This window comes from Bacillus sp. MMSF_3328 (assembly GCF_030733525.1).
In the GTDB taxonomy this organism is placed as follows: domain Bacteria; phylum Bacillota; class Bacilli; order Bacillales; family Cytobacillaceae; genus Bacillus_AB; species Bacillus_AB infantis.
Genome location: NZ_JASHIV010000033.1, coordinates 1 through 23,682, shown reverse-complemented (window position 1 = coordinate 23,682; position 23,682 = coordinate 1). Strand labels below are relative to the sequence as shown.

The 23,682-nt window shown below is 45.6% G+C and carries 19 protein-coding genes, 2 pseudogenes and 1 other annotated feature; of the genes and pseudogenes, 20 read left to right on the top strand and 1 reads right to left on the bottom strand.

The features are described from left to right. The first annotated feature begins 27 nt into the window (after positions 1 to 27). The 16 genes and pseudogenes from RBB45_RS25520 (at position 28) to dacB (ending at position 17,295) form a co-directional block, all read left to right on the top strand. Positions 28 to 1,008 (top strand): ring-cleaving dioxygenase, encoded by a 981-nt coding sequence (locus tag RBB45_RS25520; RefSeq protein ID WP_022543849.1) that lies wholly within the window; start codon positions 28 to 30, stop codon positions 1,006 to 1,008. Between the two features lie 197 nt (positions 1,009 to 1,205). Next, entirely contained in the window at positions 1,206 to 1,946 is a 741-nt protein-coding gene (locus RBB45_RS25515; protein WP_306010585.1) for a PAS domain S-box protein, read from the top strand. Between the two features lie 93 nt (positions 1,947 to 2,039). Then, the gene (locus tag RBB45_RS25510; protein WP_306010584.1) at positions 2,040 to 4,109 is read left to right on the top strand and encodes a transglycosylase domain-containing protein; all 2,070 of its coding nucleotides are present in this window, start codon (positions 2,040 to 2,042) and stop codon (positions 4,107 to 4,109) included. A 210-nt stretch (positions 4,110 to 4,319) separates the two neighbouring features. Beyond that, positions 4,320 to 4,517, top strand: coding sequence for a hypothetical protein (locus RBB45_RS25505; protein ID WP_009793851.1), 198 nt, complete (start codon positions 4,320 to 4,322; stop codon positions 4,515 to 4,517). 120 nt (positions 4,518 to 4,637) lie between these two features. After that, positions 4,638 to 5,156 carry an HD domain-containing protein gene (locus RBB45_RS25500; RefSeq protein ID WP_022543848.1) on the top strand — a complete coding sequence of 173 codons (519 nt, stop codon included), beginning with the start codon at positions 4,638 to 4,640 and terminating at the stop codon, positions 5,154 to 5,156. 193 nt (positions 5,157 to 5,349) lie between these two features. Further along, positions 5,350 to 5,889, top strand: a pseudogene (locus RBB45_RS26405) (protoglobin family protein); the annotation flags it as partial. A gap of 294 nt (positions 5,890 to 6,183) precedes the next feature. Continuing rightward, positions 6,184 to 6,654, top strand: a pseudogene (locus tag RBB45_RS26400) (methyl-accepting chemotaxis protein); the annotation flags it as partial. Between the two features lie 297 nt (positions 6,655 to 6,951). Beyond that, complete coding sequence (locus RBB45_RS25490) at positions 6,952 to 7,389, top strand: peptidylprolyl isomerase (RefSeq protein ID WP_094769030.1); 438 nt, start codon at positions 6,952 to 6,954, stop codon at positions 7,387 to 7,389. Positions 7,390 to 7,487: 98 nt separating this feature from the next. After that, entirely contained in the window at positions 7,488 to 8,027 is a 540-nt protein-coding gene (gene mug, locus RBB45_RS25485) for a G/U mismatch-specific DNA glycosylase (protein WP_022543847.1), read from the top strand. A 23-nt stretch (positions 8,028 to 8,050) separates the two neighbouring features. Next, the gene (locus RBB45_RS25480; protein ID WP_306010583.1) at positions 8,051 to 8,806 is read left to right on the top strand and encodes an exodeoxyribonuclease III; all 756 of its coding nucleotides are present in this window, start codon (positions 8,051 to 8,053) and stop codon (positions 8,804 to 8,806) included. A gap of 107 nt (positions 8,807 to 8,913) precedes the next feature. After that, positions 8,914 to 9,987 carry an undecaprenyldiphospho-muramoylpentapeptide beta-N-acetylglucosaminyltransferase gene (locus tag RBB45_RS25475; RefSeq protein WP_224950281.1) on the top strand — a complete coding sequence of 358 codons (1,074 nt, stop codon included), beginning with the start codon at positions 8,914 to 8,916 and terminating at the stop codon, positions 9,985 to 9,987. A gap of 145 nt (positions 9,988 to 10,132) precedes the next feature. Continuing rightward, positions 10,133 to 11,095 carry a S8 family peptidase gene (locus tag RBB45_RS25470; protein ID WP_094769033.1) on the top strand — a complete coding sequence of 321 codons (963 nt, stop codon included), beginning with the start codon at positions 10,133 to 10,135 and terminating at the stop codon, positions 11,093 to 11,095. Further along, complete coding sequence (locus RBB45_RS25465; RefSeq protein ID WP_094769034.1) at positions 11,092 to 11,901, top strand: endonuclease I family protein; 810 nt, start codon at positions 11,092 to 11,094, stop codon at positions 11,899 to 11,901. The genes RBB45_RS25470 and RBB45_RS25465 overlap by 4 nt, the downstream gene beginning before the upstream one ends. 30 nt (positions 11,902 to 11,931) lie before the next feature. Continuing rightward, on the top strand, positions 11,932 to 12,261 hold the full coding sequence (locus RBB45_RS25460; protein ID WP_094769035.1) for an MGMT family protein: 330 nt from the start codon (positions 11,932 to 11,934) through the stop codon (positions 12,259 to 12,261). Positions 12,262 to 12,284: 23 nt separating this feature from the next. Then, positions 12,285 to 12,522: a binding site (T-box leader), on the top strand. Positions 12,523 to 12,578: 56 nt separating this feature from the next. Further along, a complete protein-coding gene (gene ileS / locus RBB45_RS25455; RefSeq protein ID WP_306010582.1) occupies positions 12,579 to 15,644 on the top strand; it encodes an isoleucine--tRNA ligase in 3,066 nt (1,021 codons plus the stop codon). A 166-nt stretch (positions 15,645 to 15,810) separates the two neighbouring features. After that, positions 15,811 to 17,295 carry a D-alanyl-D-alanine carboxypeptidase/D-alanyl-D-alanine endopeptidase gene (gene dacB / locus RBB45_RS25450; RefSeq protein ID WP_170939547.1) on the top strand — a complete coding sequence of 495 codons (1,485 nt, stop codon included), beginning with the start codon at positions 15,811 to 15,813 and terminating at the stop codon, positions 17,293 to 17,295. Between the two features lie 66 nt (positions 17,296 to 17,361). On the opposite strand, the gene RBB45_RS25445 is transcribed toward dacB, so the two are convergent. Then, positions 17,362 to 17,619 (bottom strand): YpbS family protein, encoded by a 258-nt coding sequence (locus tag RBB45_RS25445; protein ID WP_022543845.1) that lies wholly within the window; start codon positions 17,617 to 17,619, stop codon positions 17,362 to 17,364. Between the two features lie 185 nt (positions 17,620 to 17,804). On the opposite strand from RBB45_RS25445, the gene RBB45_RS25440 reads away from it, so the two are divergent. From RBB45_RS25440 to RBB45_RS25425, 4 genes are all read left to right on the top strand, one after another. Continuing rightward, the gene (locus tag RBB45_RS25440; protein WP_306010581.1) at positions 17,805 to 20,387 is read left to right on the top strand and encodes a DEAD/DEAH box helicase; all 2,583 of its coding nucleotides are present in this window, start codon (positions 17,805 to 17,807) and stop codon (positions 20,385 to 20,387) included. Between the two features lie 267 nt (positions 20,388 to 20,654). Then, positions 20,655 to 21,041, top strand: a complete 387-nt coding sequence (locus RBB45_RS25435) for an IDEAL domain-containing protein (RefSeq protein ID WP_101547740.1) — start codon at positions 20,655 to 20,657, stop codon at positions 21,039 to 21,041. A 40-nt stretch (positions 21,042 to 21,081) separates the two neighbouring features. Then, a complete protein-coding gene (locus RBB45_RS25430) occupies positions 21,082 to 22,047 on the top strand; it encodes an LLM class flavin-dependent oxidoreductase (protein ID WP_009793869.1) in 966 nt (321 codons plus the stop codon). A gap of 53 nt (positions 22,048 to 22,100) precedes the next feature. Next, the gene (locus tag RBB45_RS25425; protein WP_306010580.1) at positions 22,101 to 23,093 is read left to right on the top strand and encodes an LLM class flavin-dependent oxidoreductase; all 993 of its coding nucleotides are present in this window, start codon (positions 22,101 to 22,103) and stop codon (positions 23,091 to 23,093) included. The last annotated feature ends 589 nt before the right edge of the window (positions 23,094 to 23,682 follow it).

Here is a 23,682-nt window from a genome sequence, read left to right as displayed (position 1 = left end):
TTTTTTCTTGAAAAGGAAGTGCATATGATGAATTTGCTAGCATTGAAAGGCATCCACCATGTTTCTGCCATCACAGCAAACGCAAAAAAGAACTATGAATTCTACACTGACACTTTAGGCATGAGGCTCGTAAAGAAGACGGTGAACCAGGATGATACTTCTGTTTACCATTTGTTTTATGCAGATGAAAGGGGAAACCCGGGAACTGACTTAACCTTTTTTGAAATACCGAATGCAGGGCACACCTACCCCGGAACCAACAGCATCAGCCTCACTTCCCTAAGAGTTCCGAGTGACCGCTCACTTGAGTATTGGCAGGACCGGTTTAAGGAACACGGGGTCGAATATACGGCCATTACTTCTGACAGCGGTAGAAACATGCTTTTTTTCACTGACTTTGAAGATCAAAGACTTGCACTTATTTCTGATGAAGCGAACACCGGGGAAGAAGGAGGGCGCCCTTGGGAGCAAAGCCCTGTTCCCGCAGAGCATGGAATCATAGGTCTTGGACCCGTATTCCTGACTGTCGCCGAACTGAGCCGGACAGAAGATACCCTTGTCAGCCTTTTAGGTTTCCGAAAGAAAGATTCTTATTCCGCATCTGCGCTTGGCGGCCATACAGCACATGTGTATGAAACAGGAAAGGGAGGATCAGGGACCGAGGTACACATCATTGTTCGGGATGACTTGCCAAAGGAAAGGCCAGGCCGCGGAAGCGTGCACCATGTAGCTTTCCGTGTTGAAAACCAGGAAGAGCTGAATAAATGGGTTGCCCTCCTGAAAGAAAAAAGAATCCCCAGCTCTGGATTTGTAGAGCGCTATTATTTTAAATCACTATACTTCAGGGAGCCGAATGGCATTCTGTTCGAGCTGGCGACTGACGGACCAGGGTTCGAAAGTGATGAGCCATTTGAAGAGCTGGGGCAGAATCTTGCTCTGCCGCCTTATTTTGAAGACCGGAGAGAAGAGATAGAAGCTAAATTGAAGCCTCTTGATACAGGAAGATAGGCGGAATCCGCCTGTTTTGTGCTCTCTTTAATCATTTGGGCACGCAATCGACAGTCTTCGTAATTTCTTTAAGTTTTGGTGCGGCTCAATCAGCTTCTGACAAACAAGAAACCCGGCAGTATTTTAAGCTGAAATAATTATCTCCTTTTCTTTCCTGCTATGTTAAGATGAAGTTAACAAATTTAGGGAGATAACTGATGGATTCTATTGTTTTGGATCATTTGTCGGTTGCTGTCATGGCAATTGACGAAAATTTTACTATTAAAGTAGCCAATAAAAGATGCAAGGAAATATTGGGAATAGATCCTGAAGAAGCGCTTGGGCAGAATATCGACGAATTTTTTGGCCATCCGCCTGAATTTACCAGGACCGTTCAGCACACCCTTGAACAGGGAAAGAACTTCCGATACGATGTGTTCCCATATACTTGGGGTAAATACGAATTGACATTGAGCCAGCGTTCCACCTTGCTCAAGGACGATAATAACCAGATAAAAGGTGCTATGGTTGAATTTGAAGACATCACAGAGCGGCACAAGATGGATGAGCAATATAAAAACTTCATCGAGGAAAGCACAGTAAACATCATTCTTGTAGATGATAAGATTGGAATGCTTTCTCTCCATGCGCTGCCTTATGATGTGTCACCGGCCAAAATGGCAGACCTTACTGCTAAAGCCATGCAATCAGCAAGCCAAAAGCAGATCAGGGCCCTGGTTCTCGATATGTCTAAACTGTTTACTATTAAATTGCTTGCCAATGCTGCAGGGTTTGTAAAGCTTATGCAGGGGTTCAGGATGATTGGCATTGAAGTTGTATTTGCAGGCATACGGCCGGATATTGCAGTACAGTCAGTACAGGCCGGAATCAGGCTGGAAGGAATCGAAACATTTTCTCAGCTTGATTCAGCCATCAGGCACTTAAAAGAAAAGTATTAGCAGAAGGAAGGAAAATTTCATTTTCCTTCCTTTTTTCTGTATAAGTTGGTTAAAATAGAGTATTGAATATGATTTTTTAAGGAGAAAGTTAAAATGGAAAGACTCAAACAGGTCTGGGAATATATCAAACGCTTTTGGAAGAGAAAGCATATCACACAGATCCTGCTGCTTGCCGCCCTGACGGCCCTGCTGCTCGCCATTTTGTTTTTTGCCTACCTTGCAGCCACGGCCAATGTCCAATCCTTGAAGGATGGCCTGAAGCAGTCGACCGTCCTTTATGATAAAGACGGAGATGAGGCCGGAAAGCTTGCCGCTAACAGGACCGGGGGAGCAAAAATAGAAGAGTTGCCTGACCATATGAAGGAAGCTGTCGTCAGTATTGAGGACGAGCGTTTTTACAAGCATAATGGCTTTGATATAAAAGGGATTGCAAGGGCCTTTTTCAGTAATTTGTTTGCAGGGAGGATCACTGGCGGCGGCAGCACCATCACACAGCAGCTCGCCAAAAATGCATTGCTGTCGCCGGAACAAACATACAGAAGAAAAGCTGAGGAGATTTTCCTGGCGGTCGAAATAGAAAAGAATTACAAAAAAGAAGATATCCTGCTGATGTACCTGAACCAGGTTTATTTTGGCAGCGGGGCATGGGGCATTGACAGGGCCGCAAGAACATATTTCAATAAACCGATAAGCGGAGTCACCATCAGCGAAGCAGCGCTGCTTGCGGGACTGCTGCAGTCTCCATCAGCATTAGATCCTTACCAGCATTATGACAGGAGCATAAGCAGGCGTGACACGGTGCTTGGAAAAATGCAGGAACTTGGATACATCTCAAAGGATGAATATGAAAAGGCTATCGCGGAGAAAATTGTCCTGGAAGATGGAAGTTCAAACACAGAAGCAAGAAAGTATCCCTATTATGTAGATGCAGTCCTTGATGAGGCAACAAGCAAGTATGGCCTTACTCAGGAGGAGATATTTACAAGAGGCTATACCATTTATACAGAACTGGATCAAAATATACAATCCGGCCTTGAAAAGGTATATGACAGAGATTCCCTTTTCCCGGCAGGCAGAGGAGGACAGCTGGTGCAGAGCGGCTCAGTCCTATTAGATCCGTCGACCGGCGGTGTCCGTGCCATTGTTGGAGGCCGGGGTGAGCATGTATTCAGAGGCTTTAACAGAGGGACACATATAAAGGCTCAGCCAGGGTCCACTTTGAAGCCGCTGGCAGTTTATACGCCTGCTTTAGAAGAAGGCTATCATGCCTCTTCTATCCTGAAGGATGAGCCGATGACTTTTAGCGACTATAAGCCCGAAAACTTCTCACATTCATATGCCGGCGAGGTGCCGATGTATAAAGCAGTTGAAGAATCGCTTAACATTCCTGCTGTCTGGCTGCTCAATGAAATCGGGATTGATAAAGGCATGGATTCTTTAAAGCGCTTTGGAATCCCGACTGAGAAGGAAGACAGAGCGCTTGGCATCGCTCTTGGCGGAATGAGAAAAGGAATTTCGCCGCTGCAGCTCGCAGAAGCATATGCCGCTTTTCCTAACGAAGGAAAAAGGCATGATGCCCACTTTATTACCAAGATAGTCGGACCGACAGGAAATGTTATTGCAGAAAGAAAGAAAAAAACGGTCAAAGTCACTTCCAAGGCAGCGGCAAGGGAGATGACATCCATGCTCCTTAATGTTGTCGAGAGCGGAACCGGCCAAAGGACCAGGATTCCGGAAGTACAGATAGCGGGAAAAACCGGCTCCACACAGCTGCCTTACAATGATATCGACGGCACGAAGGATCAATGGTTTGTAGGCTATACACCTTCATTGGTAGGTGCTGTATGGCTAGGCTATGATAAAACAGACCGGGAGCATTATTTATCAACAAGCAGCTCTGAAACTGTAGTGCCTATTTTCAAAAGCATCATGGAGCAGGTGCTGCCTTATACAGAACAGAAAGATTTTGGAACAGAGTCAGTTAATGATCAGCTCGCAGAAGAAGCTGAACCTGATATCGATCTTCAGGAGCGGGCTGAGGAATTCAGCAAGCGATTGAAGGAAGATTTGCCGGAATGGAAAGAAAAATGGCAGGATGCACGGGAGCTGCTCGATAAAACAGAAGAAAAACTAAATGAGATTTGGGACAAAATTGGAAGTTAGCTGTGTTCTATCACTAATATAATCAATATGGTGATCTAAAAGGAAAACATCATCGAATGTTTTCCTTTTTCTGTTCGGCAAATTTTTATGTCACATCATCTTATTCGACAATCTCCGAAACTCTTGGGCAGCAGGGGGTATATCAAACTGCTAGCAAATGAGTAGCTATTTGATATCTGTATGTTATCCTATAAATAGGAGGTGCTATCATTGCAGAATGAACAAAGAACACAATTAAATGTCCGGCTGCAGAAAGAAACGCTGCAGAAGCTGGATGAAATTGTAGAATATTATCAGGAAAACACTAAGATTGGCCGAATATACAAAGCAGACGTGCTTGCTGATATTATTGAAAAATCATATGAAGTGATGAAGAAACAGAAATCCATAAATGCCCGAAAATTTTAAAAGACAACTAAATGTTTTGAACTGCTTGGATCTGGAAAAAATAATTAGAACTTCTTCAGGGAGTCCCTTTGCCGATCTCAGGCAAGTACCTCATAGAAATAATTAAAAGGAATGGTTTTATTGAGAGATGTCACTTTAGAACAGATTTTCAAACACAGAATCGCCCAAAAGTATTTGACACGATCCGGGGTGGCCCATGCAGTTGCGGTTTCCAATCACAGTTTTAAGCTTGCGGCTGAAAGAGGCGCTGATCCTGACATGGCTGCTAAAGCAGGGCTCCTTCATGATATGGGGCATTACACTTGGTATAAAAATGGAAAGTGGGATTATGATCTCTACAAAAAGAATGATATACATGCGATAAAAGGTGCAGAAAGGGCACATAAACTTTTGATCAGGCTGGGTGAAAATCCTGTTAAAGCAAAAGAAATAGCTCTTGCTATTCTTTTTCATACAGATTCCTTTCTTCCTGGGGGGGAAGTCATCCGCACGCCTCTTCAAACAATTGTAAAATTGGCCGACGAATTTGATGAAGAACCTGGCGGCGCCCACCATTACAGAAAAGTTGATGAAGAAAGGGCCCTTGAAAGCCTTAGAAGGCTTGATAAGAAGATCGATAATCTTCTGGAAGCTGAATAAAGGAATCCGCTGATGAAGCAGATTCCTTTTTTTATTTATTTGAAGGCTTCTATTCTCAACTTTTTGTCTAAAAATCATTCCTTTATAGGTATTTATACCTACTACTTTATCCATGAATAGATTGTGAGCCTTCGCAGATTCTTTTAAACTAAAATACAAAGGTATGTAAAAATATTCCGATAGGAGAATCGGCATGGAAATCACTTTATTTAAAAAAAGCAGAAACAGGCAAGAGCATTCTTTCAAACTTAATGATAACGGGAATATTGGAATCGATCAGTCTCTTAGTGAAGAGGTATTAAGGCAAATTGATATGATTGGCCTTCAGGACAGTGACCTGAACTATATACTTTCCCTGCAGCCCTATGTGAAAGAAAATCTCCCTGCTATCATAGAACAATTCTATAAGAATTTAGAAAATGAAAAAACACTGACGAAAATTATTAACGATAACAGTTCAGTTGAGAGGCTGAAAAATACTTTGAGCGCCCACATTTATGAGATGTTCAGCGGAAAAATAGATACAGAATTCATTCAGCAGCGTTTTGTCATTGCTCATGTCCATGTAAAAATCGGACTGCAGCCAAAATGGTATATGTGTGCCTTTCAGGATCTTTATTTGTCCTTATGCAGCATGATCATAGATACAATCTCAGAGAAGGGCCCTTGCACCGGGGCGATGCTGGCTGTTTCAAAGATCATCAGCCTTGAGCAGCAGATAGTGCTTGAAGCTTATGAACAGGAAATAAGCCGCATCAGGAAAGAGTCTGAAAGCTATAAAGAGAAGCTGAAGCATCAGGTTACAGAAGCAGCTGGAGAGCTGGCGGCCATCAGCGAACAGACAAGCGCCGCGATCCAGAAGGCAGCCGAAAGAACAGAGGATATTAGGGCTGATACAAAGTCTGGCTCCGATATAGCTGTTGTTGCAGAGGAGAAATCGGAAGAAGGAATGAATAGGCTTATCGGTCTTGGCAGGACTTTAGTTCAGGCCGAGGGCAAAATTGCCAGCATCAGCCAGAACATGGAACAGCTGATTGACAGTTCGAAACAAATCGAGCAGATTGCTGCGATTGTCACTTCTATTGCCGATCAGACGAACCTTCTGGCTCTCAATGCAGCAATAGAAGCTGCCAGGGCAGGTGAACATGGAAAAGGTTTTGCGGTAGTGGCTGATGAGGTGAGAAAGCTGGCGGAGAATACAAAAAATGCTGTTTCAGAAGTTTCAGGATTAATCGGTGAAATGGAAACCCGTTCAGGCATCATGGCTCAATCCATCGAAGAGGCTGGCGTAAATATCAATTCCAGCTCTGTTCAGTCCAAGGCAGTTAATGAATACTTCTCTCTTATCCTTGAGTCAATGCGGCAGGTAAAAGAAAAGAATCTGGCCATCGTGAAGGAAATGGAGGATTTGAATTTAGTATTTATTGACATAGGAGAAGCTTCAGGCCAGGTTGCTGCATCATCTGATATGCTTTCCGGACTGACTTTGACTTTATAGGAAAGAAAAATGGCGGCCGCAAAAGCAGCCGCCAGCCCTTTCCGTCCGTACAGTGGTTAAGTGTCCCGCAACAAGCGAATGTCCGGAAAGGGCTTTTTAAGCTTAACATAAGCTTTATGGAAAATCAAAAGGGGAAAAAAAGCCAAGTTATTTTATTTCCTCCGCAAAAAATGATATGATAATCAATGATTTTTAAATCTTGGCGATGCTGTTAATTAAAGCTGGTTCCCCGGAACATCAGCCGGTACTGAACCCAGTCAGGATACAGCTGGCCATCAACCCAAGGAGATGATTTCAATGGCGAAAAAAGGATACATACAAATGAAAGACGGCGAGAAGATCGAGTTTGAATTATACCCTAATGAGGCTCCGGGCACAGTTGCTAACTTTGAAAAGCTTGCAAACGAAGGCTTCTATAACGGCTTGAACTTCCACCGCGTGATTCCTGGATTCGTGAGCCAAGGCGGCTGCCCGAATGGAACTGGGACTGGCGGACCTGGCTACACAATCAATTGTGAAACAGAAGGCAACCCTCATAAGCATGAATCAGGGTCTCTATCAATGGCACATGCAGGCAAAAATACAGGCGGAAGCCAGTTCTTTATTGTACATGACCCTCAGCCTCACCTGAACGGAGTCCATACTGTTTTTGGTAAAGTAACATCTGGCCTTGAAGCTGCTAAAGCGATGAAAAACGGCGATGTTATGGAAAAAGTTGAAGTATACGACGCCTAATCAGTAAAAAAGAGCCTCTGGCTCTTTTTTACTTTCACAAAGCTTTTCTTCAGGCTGGAATATGACCAGGCCGATTTTGTTCAAAGAAAGGAGCAGGTATGCTAAAACCAATAAAAGACCATCTCAAGCCAGGCTTGGATATCATCTTTGTCGGCTTCAACCCCAGCATCCGGTCAGCTGAGACCGGACATCATTTCGCCAATCCGAATAACCGGTTTTGGAAAATCCTTTATGAAGCGGGCATCACTCCTAAAAAATTTCTCCCTCAAGAAGACAGCCTGCTGCTGGATTTGAATATAGGGCTGACCAATATCGTCCCGAGGCCGACCAAAGCAGCAGACGAAATAACCAGGGAAGAATATAAAGAAGGCAGAGAAAGGCTCATCTCACTCATTACGGAGCTGAAGCCAAAGGCAGTCTGTTTTGTCGGCAAAGGGGTTTACCTGGAGTACAGCGGCAGCAAAAAAGCACCATGGGGACGCCAGGACATTTCTATTGTTCCAGGGGTTATTGAATTTGCAGCTCCTTCTTCCAGCGGACTGGTGCGGATGAAAATGGACGAAGTAATTGATATATATAAAGAATTGCCTGCCATCGTGTATGAACAGGCACCCTCCCGGCATGGAGAGGACAGCTAAAGGAAAATACGGGGGAATATAGAATGAAATTAGTATCTTGGAATGTTAACGGAATCCGGGCCTGCGTCAAAAAAGGCTTCCTGGATTTTTTCATGGAAGAAAATGCAGATATATTCTGCATTCAGGAATCAAAACTTCAGGAGGGACAGATTGAACTCAATCTGGATGGCTATCACCAGTACTGGAACTATGCCGAGAAAAAAGGCTATTCCGGGACCGCCGTTTTTACAAAGGAAAAGCCCCTCTATGTATCCTATGGGATAGCCGGAAGAGAAACAGAACCAGAAGGACGGAGCCTGACTCTTGAGTTTGAAAATTTTTACCTTCTGAATGTGTATACACCTAACTCTAAGAGGGACCTGGCAAGGCTTCCTTACCGGCTGGAATGGGAGGATGAGATTCGGGAATATATCCTTGAGCTTGAACAAAAGAAGCCAGTCATACTCTGCGGGGACCTGAACGTCGCCCATCTTGACATAGACCTTAAAAATGCCAGGTCTAACAGAGGAAACTCCGGATTTACGGATGAAGAGCGCGGAAAAATGACATCTCTTCTGTCAGAAGGATTTGTAGACTCCTTCAGATACCTTTATCCAGAGCAGGAAGGCGCTTATACGTGGTGGTCCTATATGGCCAAGGTCAGGGAGCGGAACATCGGATGGCGCATCGACTATTTTATAGTATCTGATAAACTGAAAGAGCATATACTAGATTCTAAGATTTATTGTGACATCAGGGGCAGCGATCACTGCCCGATCATGCTCGAAATGGCCCTTTAGATGATAAAGGGCTTTTTTTCTGTATATAATGGAATCAGCATAAAAATAGGCGCAGTGAAGGAGGCAGGAGAGTCTGCCTGCCTGAACTGCCATGACAGGAAGGTTTTATGAAAAAGACACTTGTTTTGACGGGCGGGGGCTCAGCCGGCCATGTTACCCCCAATATGGCTTTGATTAAAGAACTTGAGGGGGAAAATATAGACATCCATTATATTGGCAGCAAAGAGGGCATTGAAAAAGAGCTTATCAGCGGGCTTTCCATTCCCTATCATTCGATTTCAAGCGGGAAACTAAGGAGGTACGCCGACTTTGAAAATGTAAAGGATATGTTCAAAGTGGCAAAAGGATGTACTGAAGCGCTCTGGATTCTTAAACAGCTCAAGCCAGGCCTCGTTTTTTCCAAAGGGGGTTTTGTATCCGTACCTGTCATCGCGGCAGCAAAGCTCCTCGGAATTCCGATATTCATCCATGAAAGCGATCTAACACCGGGCCTGGCTAACCGGATTTCAAAAAGGTTTGCTTCAAAGATTTATACTTCATTTGAAGAAACTCTGCAGTACCTTCCAAATGGAAAAGCACAGGCAATCGGCTCGCCAATCAGGAGGGAAATCCTTTCTGGCATCAAGGAGAAGGGGCTTGAATTCCTCGGTTTTGACAGAACCAGGCCGGTTCTTGCCATTATGGGTGGCAGCCTAGGGGCAAAGAAGATTAACGAAGCAGTGCGGCAGGAAATTGAACAAATCGGCGGCCAGTTTCAAATCGTGCACCTTTGCGGAAAAGGAAATCTTGATCCTGCATTGGAAGGCCGGCCAGGATACAGGCAATTTGAATTCCTGAACAGTGAACTTTCAGATGTACTTGCCTGTACAGATTTAATGGTAACCAGAGGAGGCTCTAATGCTATTTTTGAATTCCTTGCCCTCCGTATTCCGATGCTTATCATTCCTTTGAGCAGGAAACAAAGCAGGGGCGATCAGATTCTGAATGCAAAAAGCTTTGAGGAAAAAGGCTATTCATTGACCTTGCAGGAAGAAGACCTGACAGCCGCATCTTTAGCCGGGTATATTGCCCTTTTAAGTAAACACAGGGAAAGCATTCTGAAACAGATGGAAGAATCAAGGATGAAGGATGCTTTATCCGTCATGGCTGGTAACATTAGGGACAAATTGCAGCAGAATTAGGCCTTCTGGGTCTTTGTTCGCTTTTTTGTTCGGTTCTAAAAAAGAAAATCAAGCCTATCTCCTTATCTGAATATTCCTTCGATTTTGCTATAATGGAGATACATCTTGTTTCTGCATCCTGAATTACTCTGAAGGAGGGAAAATAATGAAAGAATGTGTACGTGTGATCCCGTATCAGGTAATTGAACAATCAGAGGCGGTATCAGGCATTCCGGAAGGCATCGGATTGATACAGGCGCCAAAAATCTGGGAAGAAACAAGGGGAGAAGGCATTACAATCGCTGTACTCGATACAGGCTGCGACATCAGCCACCCTGATTTAAAGAATCAAATCATCGGCGGCAGGAATTTTACTGGCGATGATTCCGGAAATCCGGATATTTATAAAGACTATAACGGCCATGGCACCCATGTTGCGGGGACCATTGCAGCAGAAGGCAAAGAGCCCGGCATATCGGGCGTTGCGCCAGGTTCAAAGCTGCTCATTGTCAAAGTGCTTGATAGAAACGGCTCCGGCCAGTATGACTGGATTATTGAAGGAATCCGCTACGCTATCGACCAAAAAGCCGATATTATTTCCATGTCGCTCGGCGGCCCGAATGACATGCCTGAGCTTCATGAAGTTATAAAGGAAGCCGTACGGAACAACATCTCTGTTGTATGTGCAGCGGGTAATGAAGGAGACGGAAAAGAATCAACTGATGAGTTCGCCTATCCGGGCTGCTATAACGAAGTGATCAGTGTAGGTGCAATCGATTTGGACAGGAATTCTTCACAATTTACCAATTCACATAATGAAATCGACCTGGTTGCACCCGGGGAAGAAATACAATCAACCTATTTAAATGGGAAGTATGCCACTTTGAGCGGCACCTCCATGGCTGCCCCGCATGTATCCGGTGCGATGGCGCTTATTAAGAATGTGGCCAACAAAAACTTTGACCGGAATCTTTCCGAGGCAGAGCTTTTCGCCCAGCTCATCAGACGCACCGTTCCGCTTGGCAATTCAGCCAAGCTTGAAGGCAATGGCCTTGTTTATCTAACTTTGCTTGAACATCTTTCAGATATTTTCACATCTAAAGTGCTGCCGATGGTCTTAAAATCATGAACAGCCTGGCTGAACAGCTCGCTGCTGAACAGGAGGCGGCACTGGCAAACCTGCAGACTCAAAGTGCGGAGCGGATCTACTATGATGAAGCCGCTGACCTTGAGAAATGCAAAGCCTATTATGCTTCAATCGACTTTGAGGCAGCGGAGGCCAAAGAAGATCTTCAGAAGCTTGTGGAGAAAACCCACAAGACCATTCTGAAATATTCCCCTCATCTCTATTTATATCCCTGGGTGGACCTGCAGGAGAACTTTGCTCTCAAAAGCCTTTATTCAGGCGGCAGCATGGATCCGGCTGAAAGCATTAAACATGATGCGGAGATCTTGCTGGAGCGGAACCGGACTGGAGACACGCGGACAAAGCTGAATTGCGAGCATGTAGTTCCGCAGTCCTGGTTCAGTGAACAGCAGCCGATGAAGGGGGACCTCCATCATTTGTTCGCCTGTGAGCCCGCCTGCAATAGCATGAGGAGCAATTTTCCTTATGAAGACTTCCCCTCTTATAAGCCGGAAGCTTCTGCTTTCGGTATAAGAGGCGGCTGCGGCATGGCTGAAGAAGGGAAGTTTGAGCCGGAATACGGCAAAGGAATCGCAGCCCGGGCATGCTTTTACTTTTTCCTGAGGTATAAGAATTTTAAGCCTGCAGAACACGGAATCAGCTGCAGTCTCCTTCAAAAATGGCATCTTGAATTTCCTGTATCACTTTATGAAAAGCACAGGAATGCCGCAATTGAGGAGCTGCAGGGCAATCGCAATCCATTCATTGATTTTCCGGCACTTGCAGGGAAAATGACTGATTCAAATTAATAAAATTCCGGAGGTACTGTTTTTAGCCTTATGCAGCCTTTTACACAAAGAACGATAAAAATCATTAAAGAAATACCTGCCGGAAAGGTGATGACATACGGCCAGATAGCAGCCCTTGCCGGAAGCCCACGCGCAGCCAGGCAGGTCGTCAGGATTCTTCATTCCCTGAGCAGGCAGGAGAAGCTTCCATGGCACAGAGTCATCAGCAAAATGGGCGAAATCAGCATGAAAGATCCTATGCTCCGGGAGGAACAGAGATTTCTCCTTGAAGCGGAGGGGATCACTGTAGACGTCAAAGGAATAATCAGGCTTGAAAATTTTCTGCATGAGCCAAAAAAAGGGCTGGATAATAATACCTGATTTTGATATGATAATAAAAATTCTTAAATTCTATGACGAGAACAAGTAGGAAAGGGAATGTTCCTTCAGCGAGCTGGGTATGGTGAGAGCCAGCGGAAACGATCTTTCTGAAACATCATCTCTGAGATGCAGGGCTGAAATCCAGTAAGTCCTGACGGGTGTCCGCCGTTAAAAGGAACGCGTATGATGGTACGTTGATGAGCGCTATTGTTTATGCAATAGAATTTGGGTGGTAACGCGGGTATAACACTCGTCCCTTATACAGGGGCGGGTGTTTTTTATTTCCCTAAAAATTAAAAAGAAAGGCAGGTACTGAAATGGAAAGCACTCAGGCAAGAGAACACAGAATCAGAGAGTATTGGAGGCAAGGAAATATTTTTGCCAAATCCATTTCCAATCGTGCAGGCAGGACTCCTTTCGTTTTTTATGAAGGGCCTCCGACCGCCAATGGGCTGCCACACGCCGGCCATGCTCTTGGGAGAACATACAAGGATCTGACAGCCCGCTACTGGACGATGAAAGGGAGGCAGGTAATCAGGAAAGCCGGCTGGGATACACATGGGCTTCCGGTTGAGCTGGGAGTGGAAAAAGCATTGGGCATATCAGGAAAGAAGGAAATCGAGGATTATGGTGTAGGTGCTTTTATAGAAAAATGCCGGGAAAGTGTATTCCAATATGAAAAACAGTGGAGGGAATTCACAGAGCAGCTAGGCTACTGGACGGATATGGATGACCCTTATATGACATTAAGCAATGAATATATCGAGTCGGTATGGCATATCCTTGGGACAATCCACGAAAAGGGGCTGCTTTACAAGGGCCACCGGGTATCTCCCTACTGTCCAAGCTGCCAGACTTCCTTGAGTTCCCATGAAACTGCGCAGGGCTACAAGGATGTAAAAGATTTAAGCGCCACTGTCACCTTCAGGCTGAAAGGAAGGGAAAATGAATATATCCTAGGCTGGACCACAACGCCATGGACACTTCCGGCCAATGTTGCACTGGCTGTCCATCCCCAGGTCCGTTATGCAAGAGTAAAGAATGGAGACAAAATCTTTATTCTGGCTGAAAACAGGGTGGCAGACCTTTTTCGCAGCTTTGATGAAATCCTTGAAACGATTGAAGGCAAAGAGATCACGGGAATGGAATATGAGCCTCCCTTTCAAATTGATGGGCTGGAAGGTGCGCACAGAGTCATTGCAGCTGAATTTGTTACTGAAAACAGCGGCACTGGTATCGTCCATCTTGCTCCCGCTTACGGAGAAGACGATTACCGGGCCATAAAGGAAAGGGGGCTTCCTTTTATCAATATCGTTGATTCCAAAGGCTGTTATACTGATGAATTTCCGCCGCTTGCAGGGAAGTTCGTCAAAGACTGTGATGTTGATATCTTAAAAATGCTGGGAAGCATGGACCTGTTATTCCACAAAGAAAAGTATGAACACAGCTATCCATTTTGCTGGCGGTGCGACTCTCCGCTCCTTTATTACGCAGCTGACAGCTGGTTCATCAAAACCTCTTCCCTGAAAGAGAAATTTCTTGAGCTCAACAGCCAGGCAGAATGGCATCCACGCCACATGAAGAATGGCCGTTTCGGCAACTTCCTTGAAGGGCTGGTGGATTGGAATATCAGCCGGAGCCGCTATTGGGGCACGCCTCTCAATGTTTGGGTCTGTGAAAATTGCGGGGCAGAGAAAGCCCCAAAAAGCTTTCAGGAGCTGCAGGAGCTTTCAGAAGCAAATGGAAAGCTCACTGATTATCATAAGCCTTATGTCGATGCAGTGAAAATCCCTTGCCAGGACTGTGATGGTTACATGGCCAGGACACCGGAGGTCATCGATGTCTGGTTTGACTCAGGAAGCATGCCATATGCCCAGCTTCATTACCCTTTTGAACATAAAGAGGAATTTTCAAGGCTATTTCCTGCAGATGCAGTTATAGAGGGTGTGGATCAGACCAGGGGCTGGTTTTACTCATTGCTCGCGGTTTCAGTCTTATATAAGGGGCAATTGCCTTATAAAAATGTCCTCGCCCTTGAGCATGTCCTTGATGAAAATGGACAGAAAATGTCTAAGAGCAAAGGAAATGCCCTTGATCCTGCAAAGCTGATCACTGAATTTGGAGCAGATGCTTTAAGATGGGCGCTGGTGGAAGACAGCAGTCCATGGAAGCCCAAGAAGTTTTCCGGAAAAAATGCGGCAGAGGCAAAATCAAAGCTGGTCGACTCGCTAGCAAGCATTCACCATTTTTACAGCCTCTACAGTACAATCGATCATTTTGAGCCAGATAGCTCTCAAACTTCCGGCAACATCATGGACCGGTGGATTCTTTCGCGGCTGCACAGTGTCATTGAAACGGTAAACAAGGAGATGGGCAGCTACCAGGCTACAAATGCCGCCAGGGCAGCAGGCACGCTGATCGAAGAGGTCAGCAACTGGTATATCAGGAGAAACAGGGAAAGGTTCTGGGCGAAGGGCATGGAAGACGACAAAATTTCTGCATTCCAGACACTGTATACACTATTGGACAATATCTCCCGCATGCTGGCACCATTCGTGCCTTTCATAGCTGAAAGCGTCTATTTAGACCTGACAGGCAGAAGCGTCCACCTTGAAGACTACCCGGAGGCTGAAACCGCCTTGATTGACAGGGAGCTGGAGGACAATATGGTTGAAGTCATGGATCTGGTTGAGCTGGGCAGAAGCATCCGGCATTCAAAGCAGCTGAAAACAAAGCAGCCGCTGGCCGAAATGCTTGTGCAATGCAGCAAAGAAAAGGAAGAGAAATTAAAAGCTTTCAGCAGGATCCTCAAGGAAGAACTGAATGTAAAAGATATCTCATGGGCTGAAAGCTTGCAGGATAAATACTTCTGCCGGCTGAAGCTGAACTTCAAAGCAGCAGGAAAGAAGTACGGAAAGAATGCCAATCTCGTTCATCAGTCGCTGCAGCAGCTCTCTGAAACAGATATCCGCCAGCTGCTGGAAACAGGAAGCCTCGTTCTGCAGGCTGGCAATGAACTGCTGAAGGTCGAAAATAGTGATACAACGGTGGAAAAGCTCCCAAAGAAAGGCTACGCGGAAAGCAGCGGACGAAATATGACAGTTCTTTTGAAAACAGAGTTGACTGAGGAATTGAAGAGGGAAGGCTATGTAAGGGACTTTATCAGAGGAATACAGGATTTAAGGAAAAAGCTGGAGCTTCCTATCGACAAAAGAGTTAACCTGCAGATCGATACAACCTCTGAAGCAGAAGGAATACTGCGCGGATTTGAGGATCTTTTATACGCCAATATCGTTCTTGAAGGGATTGCTTTCAAGCCTCTGCAAGCTCCGATGCTGAAGGGCAGGCTTGGGGGGGAACTGATAGCTGTCTCATTGACATAACCACTGGCTGGCCGGCACCTTTCAAAAACACTACTTTTTCCTCACAATGAAAATAAAGGAAAAGCAGCATTCAAAGCGAAGTAACTGTTAATACTTTAAATCTGGCAAAGCTTAACTTCTGGTTTTGGATCTGAATTTAATTTTTGCCACAGGAAGGTGCTGCTGCTTGTTGAGAAAGTGGAAAATTGTCATCCTTATAACAGCTTTATTATTCATTTCAGCCTCTCCATACGCTTATGAACTATCCCGCCAGGCTTCGGCGGTTGAAGAAGGAGGACTGACCCGAGACCTGAATCAGCTTCTGAATAATGATCCTATCCTCTCTGGAGCGCTTGCGGGAGTAAGCATCAGAAATGCAGAGACCGGCGAACTGCTGTATGACCATATCGGCGGGATCCGTCTTAGGCCGGCCTCTAATATGAAGCTGATCACATCCGCCGCTTCTCTTCAGGTTCTTGGCGAAGAATACCGGTTTACTACTGAGGTACTGACAGATGGACTTCACAAAAAAGGCAATCTTCATGGAAATCTATATTTGAAAGGCAAAGGCGATCCGACCCTATTAAAAAGCGACTTTGACAAGATGGCAGCCGGGTTAAAGCAAAAGGGCATTAAAACGATTCATGGCAGCCTGATTGCTGATGACAGCTGGTATGATGACATAAGGCTATCAAAGGATCTGCCCTGGAGCGACGAGTCCTACTATTACGGCGGCCAGGTATCAGCACTGACAGCGTCGCCAAATGAAGATTATGATGCAGGCACGGTCATTGTAGAGGTGAATCCGGGGAAATCTGCAGGAGAACTACCGGCAGTCACTCTGACCCCTGAAACAGGCTATGTAAAAATCATCAACGAGGCAGCGACCGTCCCGGCTGACGGCAAAAAGGACATCACCATTGAACGGGACCATGGCACGAACACGATCCGCATTACCGGGACAATACCTGAAAAGGCAAGCAGGTCCAGGGAATGGATTGCCGTGTGGGAGCCGGCCGGATATGCGCTTGATCTGTTCAGCCAGTCATTGAAGGAACATGAGATACGCGTAACCGGAAAATTGGAGCTGGGGAAAGCCCCTGAGAAAAGCTCTCTGCTTCTGGCACATCAATCCATTGCATTGAAGGACTTGCTGATACCTTTTATGAAACTCAGCAACAACAGCCATGCAGAAGTACTGGTCAAGGAAATGGGCAAAAAGGTGAAGAATGAAGGAAGCTGGGAAAAAGGCCTTGAAGTTGTCTCAGAACAGCTTGCCAGCTGGGGAGTCAATAAAGACACCCTGATCCTCCGTGACGGGTCGGGCATATCCCATGTCAGCCTTATTCCGCCTAATGAGTTGTCACAGCTGTTATACGGCGTACAGTCTGAGAAATGGTACCCCTCATTTGAGAGATCACTCCCATTGGCAGGAGCCCAGGACAGATTAATTGGCGGCACACTACGCAACAGAATGAAGAACTCGGCAGCAGAAGGAAAGATTAAAGCCAAGACAGGTTCCATATCCACCGTAAGCTCCCTTTCCGGATATGCAGAAACCAAAAGCGGTGAAAAGCTCATTTTCAGCATTGTCCTCAATAATCTGAAGGATGACAGCAAGGCAAAAATTATAGAAGATAAGATTGCAATCCTTCTGGCAGAACAGCCGTAACGCCAAGAAGCAGGCAGATTCCTTTCAATAGGGAGTCTGCCTGCTTCTTTTTTTAATAATAACGGTTTATTTCGTACGCCCTGCATATTCCTCAACCATTTCAGCGGTCACAAGCTTCCTGGAAGGAACAATTCCCTGTCTGGCAAGCTGGTTGATTTCCTCTGTCACTTCATTGATTTTTTCTGTAGAAAAAGCTTTTCCTGCTTTAGACAGAGATAATGCTTCTTCAATAAACGCTTCTCTTTTTGCGTCAAGCTCAAGAAAGCGGGTGATCCTTGTGTTTAATTTCTTGGCATGTTCGGTTAAAGCATGGTGCACACTCATCGTTTCACTCCTCATTCAAAAGGCTAATATTATATTATCAACTAACCTCCATTTCGTTAAGAAAAACTTTTCTGTGTTAAAGTTCTAAGGAGAACTTTAAAGGATAGGGTGCTGGCCAATACATGATAATATAATATACAGGCTCCTTAAAAGGCGCCGATTAATATTCAAAGGGGGGATTTTCCATGGAAGCATTGGAAACTCTCTATCCTCTTGCAGTAGAACAAGCTAAAGCAAAAATTTTAGAGGATATTCACTATTATTTATCAACGAAAGATTCTCTTCCCGATTTTGAAGAATATTTTCAGGACAGGAAGCTGTATTATGAACAGATTTGGATAAATGTCTGGCTTAATATGACCAACAATAAAGTGGCGCGGAAATTAAAAAAGGAATATCTTCAGGAAAAGGGATTTTCAACAGAGGGAATCGACAAGAAGGTCATCAACAGCCTTTTCCGATCTGAAGTAAAGAACTATTCACCATGGAATGCAGAGAAATGGCTGCTTTCCCTCTATTCCCATGATCCAGGCAAATGGGAACAGACATATCGGGATGCAAGGGAAAAGTATCTGCTTCAGCTTCAGCATGAGGAAAATGCCGAGCGTATTGCCAAGGCTTACACAGCACTCGATAAGGCTGCCGGGAAAATCATGAGGAAGCATAGCCGGCTGTTTTATTTGAGGGCAAGATATGAGGCTGCCCGGCAATTAAAGAAGGACTTCAGCAGCGGAACCAAATACGGGCAGGCGGATACATTTGCACTTGAAGAAAAGCTTAGGCCGGAAGGACATTTTAACCCGGAGCATTATACACTCGCTGCCGAGTTCTTTGAAGAGCTGACTGGCGGCATCCATTCAACAAACCATTGGGGCAGACAGTATTTTGAATATGAAACCTATTATTTTAAATATGAAAAGCTTTTGATGGATTCTATGAAAGATATTGTTCCTGAGACCGTATTGGAACTAATGGATCCTTCCATGCTTGAACAATACAAATCGCTCCATCCGGAAAACGACCCGGAAGCAGCCATCCATTCCATGACTGAATGGCCGTCAGAGGAACTCGCCGGAGAATTCCTGGAGGAAATTGAAAATGAATTCCTGGAGGACTTGCTCCGCCTCAGTTCTTTTCCATGGGAACCAGCCGCGCATCTGGAAATATATCAGATGGATCTTGAGGACCGGGAGCGGAAAGAGGCAGAAGCGCGAGCAGCAGAAGAGCGGAGAAAGCAGGAGGAAGCCAGGATCCTCGATGAGATATTTGGCCGGGAATACAGCCCTTCTGTGGACAGGAGCGTCAAATACGTCCTTCATATCGGCGATACGAATACAGGCAAGACCTTCCATGCGCTCGAAAGCATGAAAAAGGCGGACAGTGGAATTTATCTGGCCCCCTTAAGGCTTTTGGCACTCGAGGTATACGATAAGCTGAACGGGGAAGCTATTCCCTGTACACTTAAGACAGGGGAGGAAGAAAAAGTGACTCCCGGGGCAAGCCATTTTGCTTCCACTGTCGAGATGTTCAGTGAAAAAGAGCGTTTTGATATAGCAGTCATTGATGAAGCACAGATGATCACTGACAAAGACCGCGGGTTCTCATGGTATAAGGCCATAACGAAGGCTAATGCAAGTGAAGTCCATATCATTGGCAGCAAAAGCTCTCAGTCAATCCTCCTTCAGCTTTTGGAGGGGACTGATTTGGAGATACATGAATACCATAGAGATACACCGCTTATCGTCGAATCTGACGAATTCAGGCTGAAGCACAGCAGAAAAGGGGATGCCCTGATTTGCTTTTCAAGGAAAAGAGTGCTGGAGACTGCTTCCCGGCTTCAGAATGATGGCCGCTCTGTCAGCATGATATATGGCAGCATGCCGCCTGAAACAAGGAAAAAACAGGTGCAGCGCTTCATCGACGGCGAGACCAATATTATAGTAAGTACAGATGCAATTGGCATGGGTCTGAACCTTCCTATCCGCAGGGTCGTTTTTCTTGAAAATGAAAAATTCGACGGAGTCAGCAGGAGGCAGCTCACTTCCCAGGAGGTCAAACAGATTGCCGGAAGGGCCGGCAGAAAAGGCCTCTACAATACAGGCCGGGTCGCATTTATGGAAAACATCAAGGAAATGGGTTCCCTGCTGGAACAGGAAGATGATCCGGTCCATACATTTTCGATTGCGCCAACCAGCGGAGTATTTGACCGCTTCCAGAAATACTATCATGATCTGGGAACTTTCTTTGAACTTTGGGACAAATTCGAAAGTCCACCTGGAACAGTGAAAGCGTCCCTTGCCGAAGAGAAGGAGCTTTATGAGCTCGTCCAGGGAACAGAAATGGAAGCCAGGCTCAGCCTCGGGGACCTGTATGGATTCCTGCACCTGCCTTTTTCAGCCAGGGAGCCGGAACTCGTCAGGCAATGGAGGATGTCGGTGATGGCATCGGTGCATAACGAAGACCTTCCTGAGCCTTCAATCCGCAAAAGGACCCTTGAGGACCTGGAGCTCACGTATAAATCTGTCGGTCTGCATCTGCTGTTTCTTTACAGGCTCGACCAGAGGACAGAAGCTTTATACTGGGAAAGGGTCCGGGATGAACTGGGGACAATGGTCCATGAAAAGCTGAAGACAGATGTTCAGAAAATGACTAAAAAATGCCGCAGATGCGGCAAGAAGCTTTCATGGGAGCATCCTTATCCGATATGCGACGAATGCCATGAGGGCGGGTTCAGGACCAGGAGAAAACCTTCATATTTCAGGAGATGACTAAAAAGGGCAGGCAGCCCGTGAGCTGCCTGCCCTTTCATTGACAATCCAAACTGTATCTTTTATTATTACAGTATAAGCAGGACATATCCCGGTATTAACCAGCTGCTCAGATATACAATGAAAAGCCTATATGCAGTTTGCGTTATCACACAGAATTTACGGGTAATGATACAGTATACGGCCGAAAAGAACCGGCCCTGAATCTAAGATCTTAAATGTATTGAACATAAAAAATAAATAATCTATTGAGGGCGGTGTTATGATATGAACAATCAAGACATTAAAATGGGCGGATGGATCACAGGGAAGTCGCGGAATGGGGAGCTTGTTCAGGGCTTCGTGGAAGCGGCATTGCCAGAGCGTGAATTTGTGACAGTTTTTGTTGTCGACAGCGACAACCCGGAAGTGATCGGCAGGAAGGTCCATATTGAAAAGAAAAAGGCAGAGACTATGAAAAACGATCTTCTTCCTTCTGCCGACGGTCTTCGCTCCCTTATCGACACAGCTTTGCTTACAAGGGACAAGGAATGGTTTATGGAGCTCTCAAATGCACTGAATCGTATTGAACAGGCAGGCATTGAAAAAAAAGAACATGCAGCCGGCAGCGGTACATTTCCTTCAAGCGAAGGCAGAATGAATAAGAAATATTAAAACTGTGCTGTTACAGCAATAATAGAAAGAAGGCAGGAAGATGAAGCTCGGTATACTTGATCAATCTCCTGTTCCTGAAGGGAGAACGGCTCATGAGGCCCTTTTAGCCTCACTCGAGCTTGCACAGGAAGCGGAACGGCTCGGTTACAGCCGCTATTGGATTGCAGAGCACCATAATATGACAGGGCTTGCCTGCTCTGCCCCTGAAGTGATGCTTCCCTATATAGGCGCCCAGACTTCACATATAAAAATTGGAAGCGGAGCCGTTCTTCTTCCTTATTACAAACCTTACAAAGTGGCGGAAACCTATAATATGCTTGCCACCCTTTTTCCCGGAAGAATTGATTTAGGGATCGGAAGGGCGCCAGGCGGATCTGCCGAAACATCCATGGCGCTATCTGACAACTTTTTAAAAGGCGTCGCTGAAATGCCTGATAAAATCACTGAGCTCTTAAACTTTCTGGTGGGCAGCCATCCTGAAGGCCATATGTACTCCAAAGTGGCGCCTGCACCTGTACCCCGTTCTGCTCCTCTTCCGTGGATATTGGGAACCAGCAAGAAAAGCGCCATACAGGCTGCCGAAAAGGGAACAGCCTACTGCTTCGGGCATTTTATGAGCGACCAGAATCCCGAAGAGATTATTTCACTCTATAAGAATAATTACATTCCTTCTAAAATGGCCTCTGCCCCATACTGCATAGCCGCTGTTAATGTGATTTGTGCAGAAACAGAAGAACAGGCAGAGGAGCTGGCTATAAAAAGCCGCTCATGGAGGAATCTGCTGAGCGGGGAAGAAGCGCAGCTGGAACAGGAGTCCTTAAACACAGAAGAACTCTTGCAGGACATGAAGAAAAAAATGATCATCGGAAATCCTGTTCAGGCTGCTGAACAGCTTGAAAGCCTGGCCAGCAGGATAGGGGCAGATGAACTTATGATCATCACTCTGACAACCGACTATCAAGACAGGCTGCATTCATACAGACTGATTGCTGAACAAATGCTATAATAATCCGCTGTGGATGGTGCAGCGGGTTTTTCATTTAAAAGAGGGGATGAAGTATGAAACTAAGCGTACTGGATCAAGCTGTCATTCGAAAAGGAGATTCTCCGGGAGATGCACTTAAGCAAACCTCCCACTTGGCGCAAATTGCCGATAATCTGGGATACACCCGCTTTTGGACCGCTGAGCATCACAATTCCAATGGGATGGCAGGATCTTCACCAGATGTCCTGATCTCCCATATAGCAGCAGTAACCAAAAGGATACGGGTAGGCTCTGGAGGGGTCCTCCTACCTCAATACAGCCCGTATAAAGTTGCAGAGACCTTTAAAGTGATGGAAGCTCTGTATCCGGGCAGGATTGACCTCGGTATCGGCAGGTCACCTGGCGGCGGTGCAGACACAAGACTGGCTCTGACAGACGGCATCAGGAGGAGCATGAATGAATTCCCCGGCCAGCTGAGAGATCTCCAGGGCTTTTTAACCAACACTCTGCCTGATAACCATCCTTTTAGGGAGGTAAAAGCCTACCCGGATCTGCAAACTCTGCCGGAATTATGGCTATTGGGGATTACCGAACGCGGCGCTAGAGCGGCAGCTGAAAACGGCATGCGATTTACCTATGGGCACTTCATCACACCGGCAAACGGGGAAAAAGCATTCCAATACTATTACCGTCACTTCCAGCCGTCTGCTATGCTGAAAGGGCCTTCGGCAAACGTCTGTGTATTCGTCATCTGCGCGCCGACTAACGAAGAAGCCGAACACCTCGCAGCCAGTCAGGACCACTGGCTCCTGGACATCGAAAAAGGAGCCGACACAAGAATCATCTCACCAGAGGAAGCCCAAAAAAGAACCCTGACGGCAGCCGAAAAAGAAAAGATTCAGCACAACCGAAGCAGAATGGTCATAGGCAATCCTCAAAAAGTGAGAAATCAGCTCCTCAAGATCAGTGAAAAATACGGTACCGATGAAATCATGGCCATCAATAATACCTATAGTTTCAAGGACAGAGCAAGGAATCTGGAATTATTGGCTGAATTGTTTTTATAAAGTTTTTATGTAAAGATTATTGTATTTGAATATAAAAAGGGACAGTTTACATTTAGGTTATTATATATGGAGGCTTATTCAGTTAATGGGACATTTTAGTGATGGAAGGCTTTTTGGAGAAAAGAAGTATAATATTATCCGATTTGAGCAGCAAGCCTCAAAATAAGCGGAGATTCTCCTCTTAGACGGCTGAATATGGCACGGATGGGTGTAAATAAGCGGAGAATCTCCGGTTAAGCGAAGCGAAGTTGCCCATTTTCCTGTTAGCGCCGCCCCGCGGAAAGCGAAGTGTCTGGAACGGAAACCATCAGCCCAAGTTAAGAACACAACAACGGATGAAGAAACCAATTAGGGGTGTCGTTGCTTAGGAATCTTTTTCTCAAAGCCCTGCTGACCGGAACGGAAGGCACGAAGACTCCTCATAAAATGCATGCTCATTTTCTTCGTGCGATGCAGATTCCAGGAAGAAGATTCAACGTCCTGCGGGATTGCAGCGGAAATGTTGAGACCCAACAGCGCGCAAGCGCGAGTTATCATGAACGAAACTAGCTCCTACTCGTAACATCGTAGGTTAATCTGGTTAGAATGT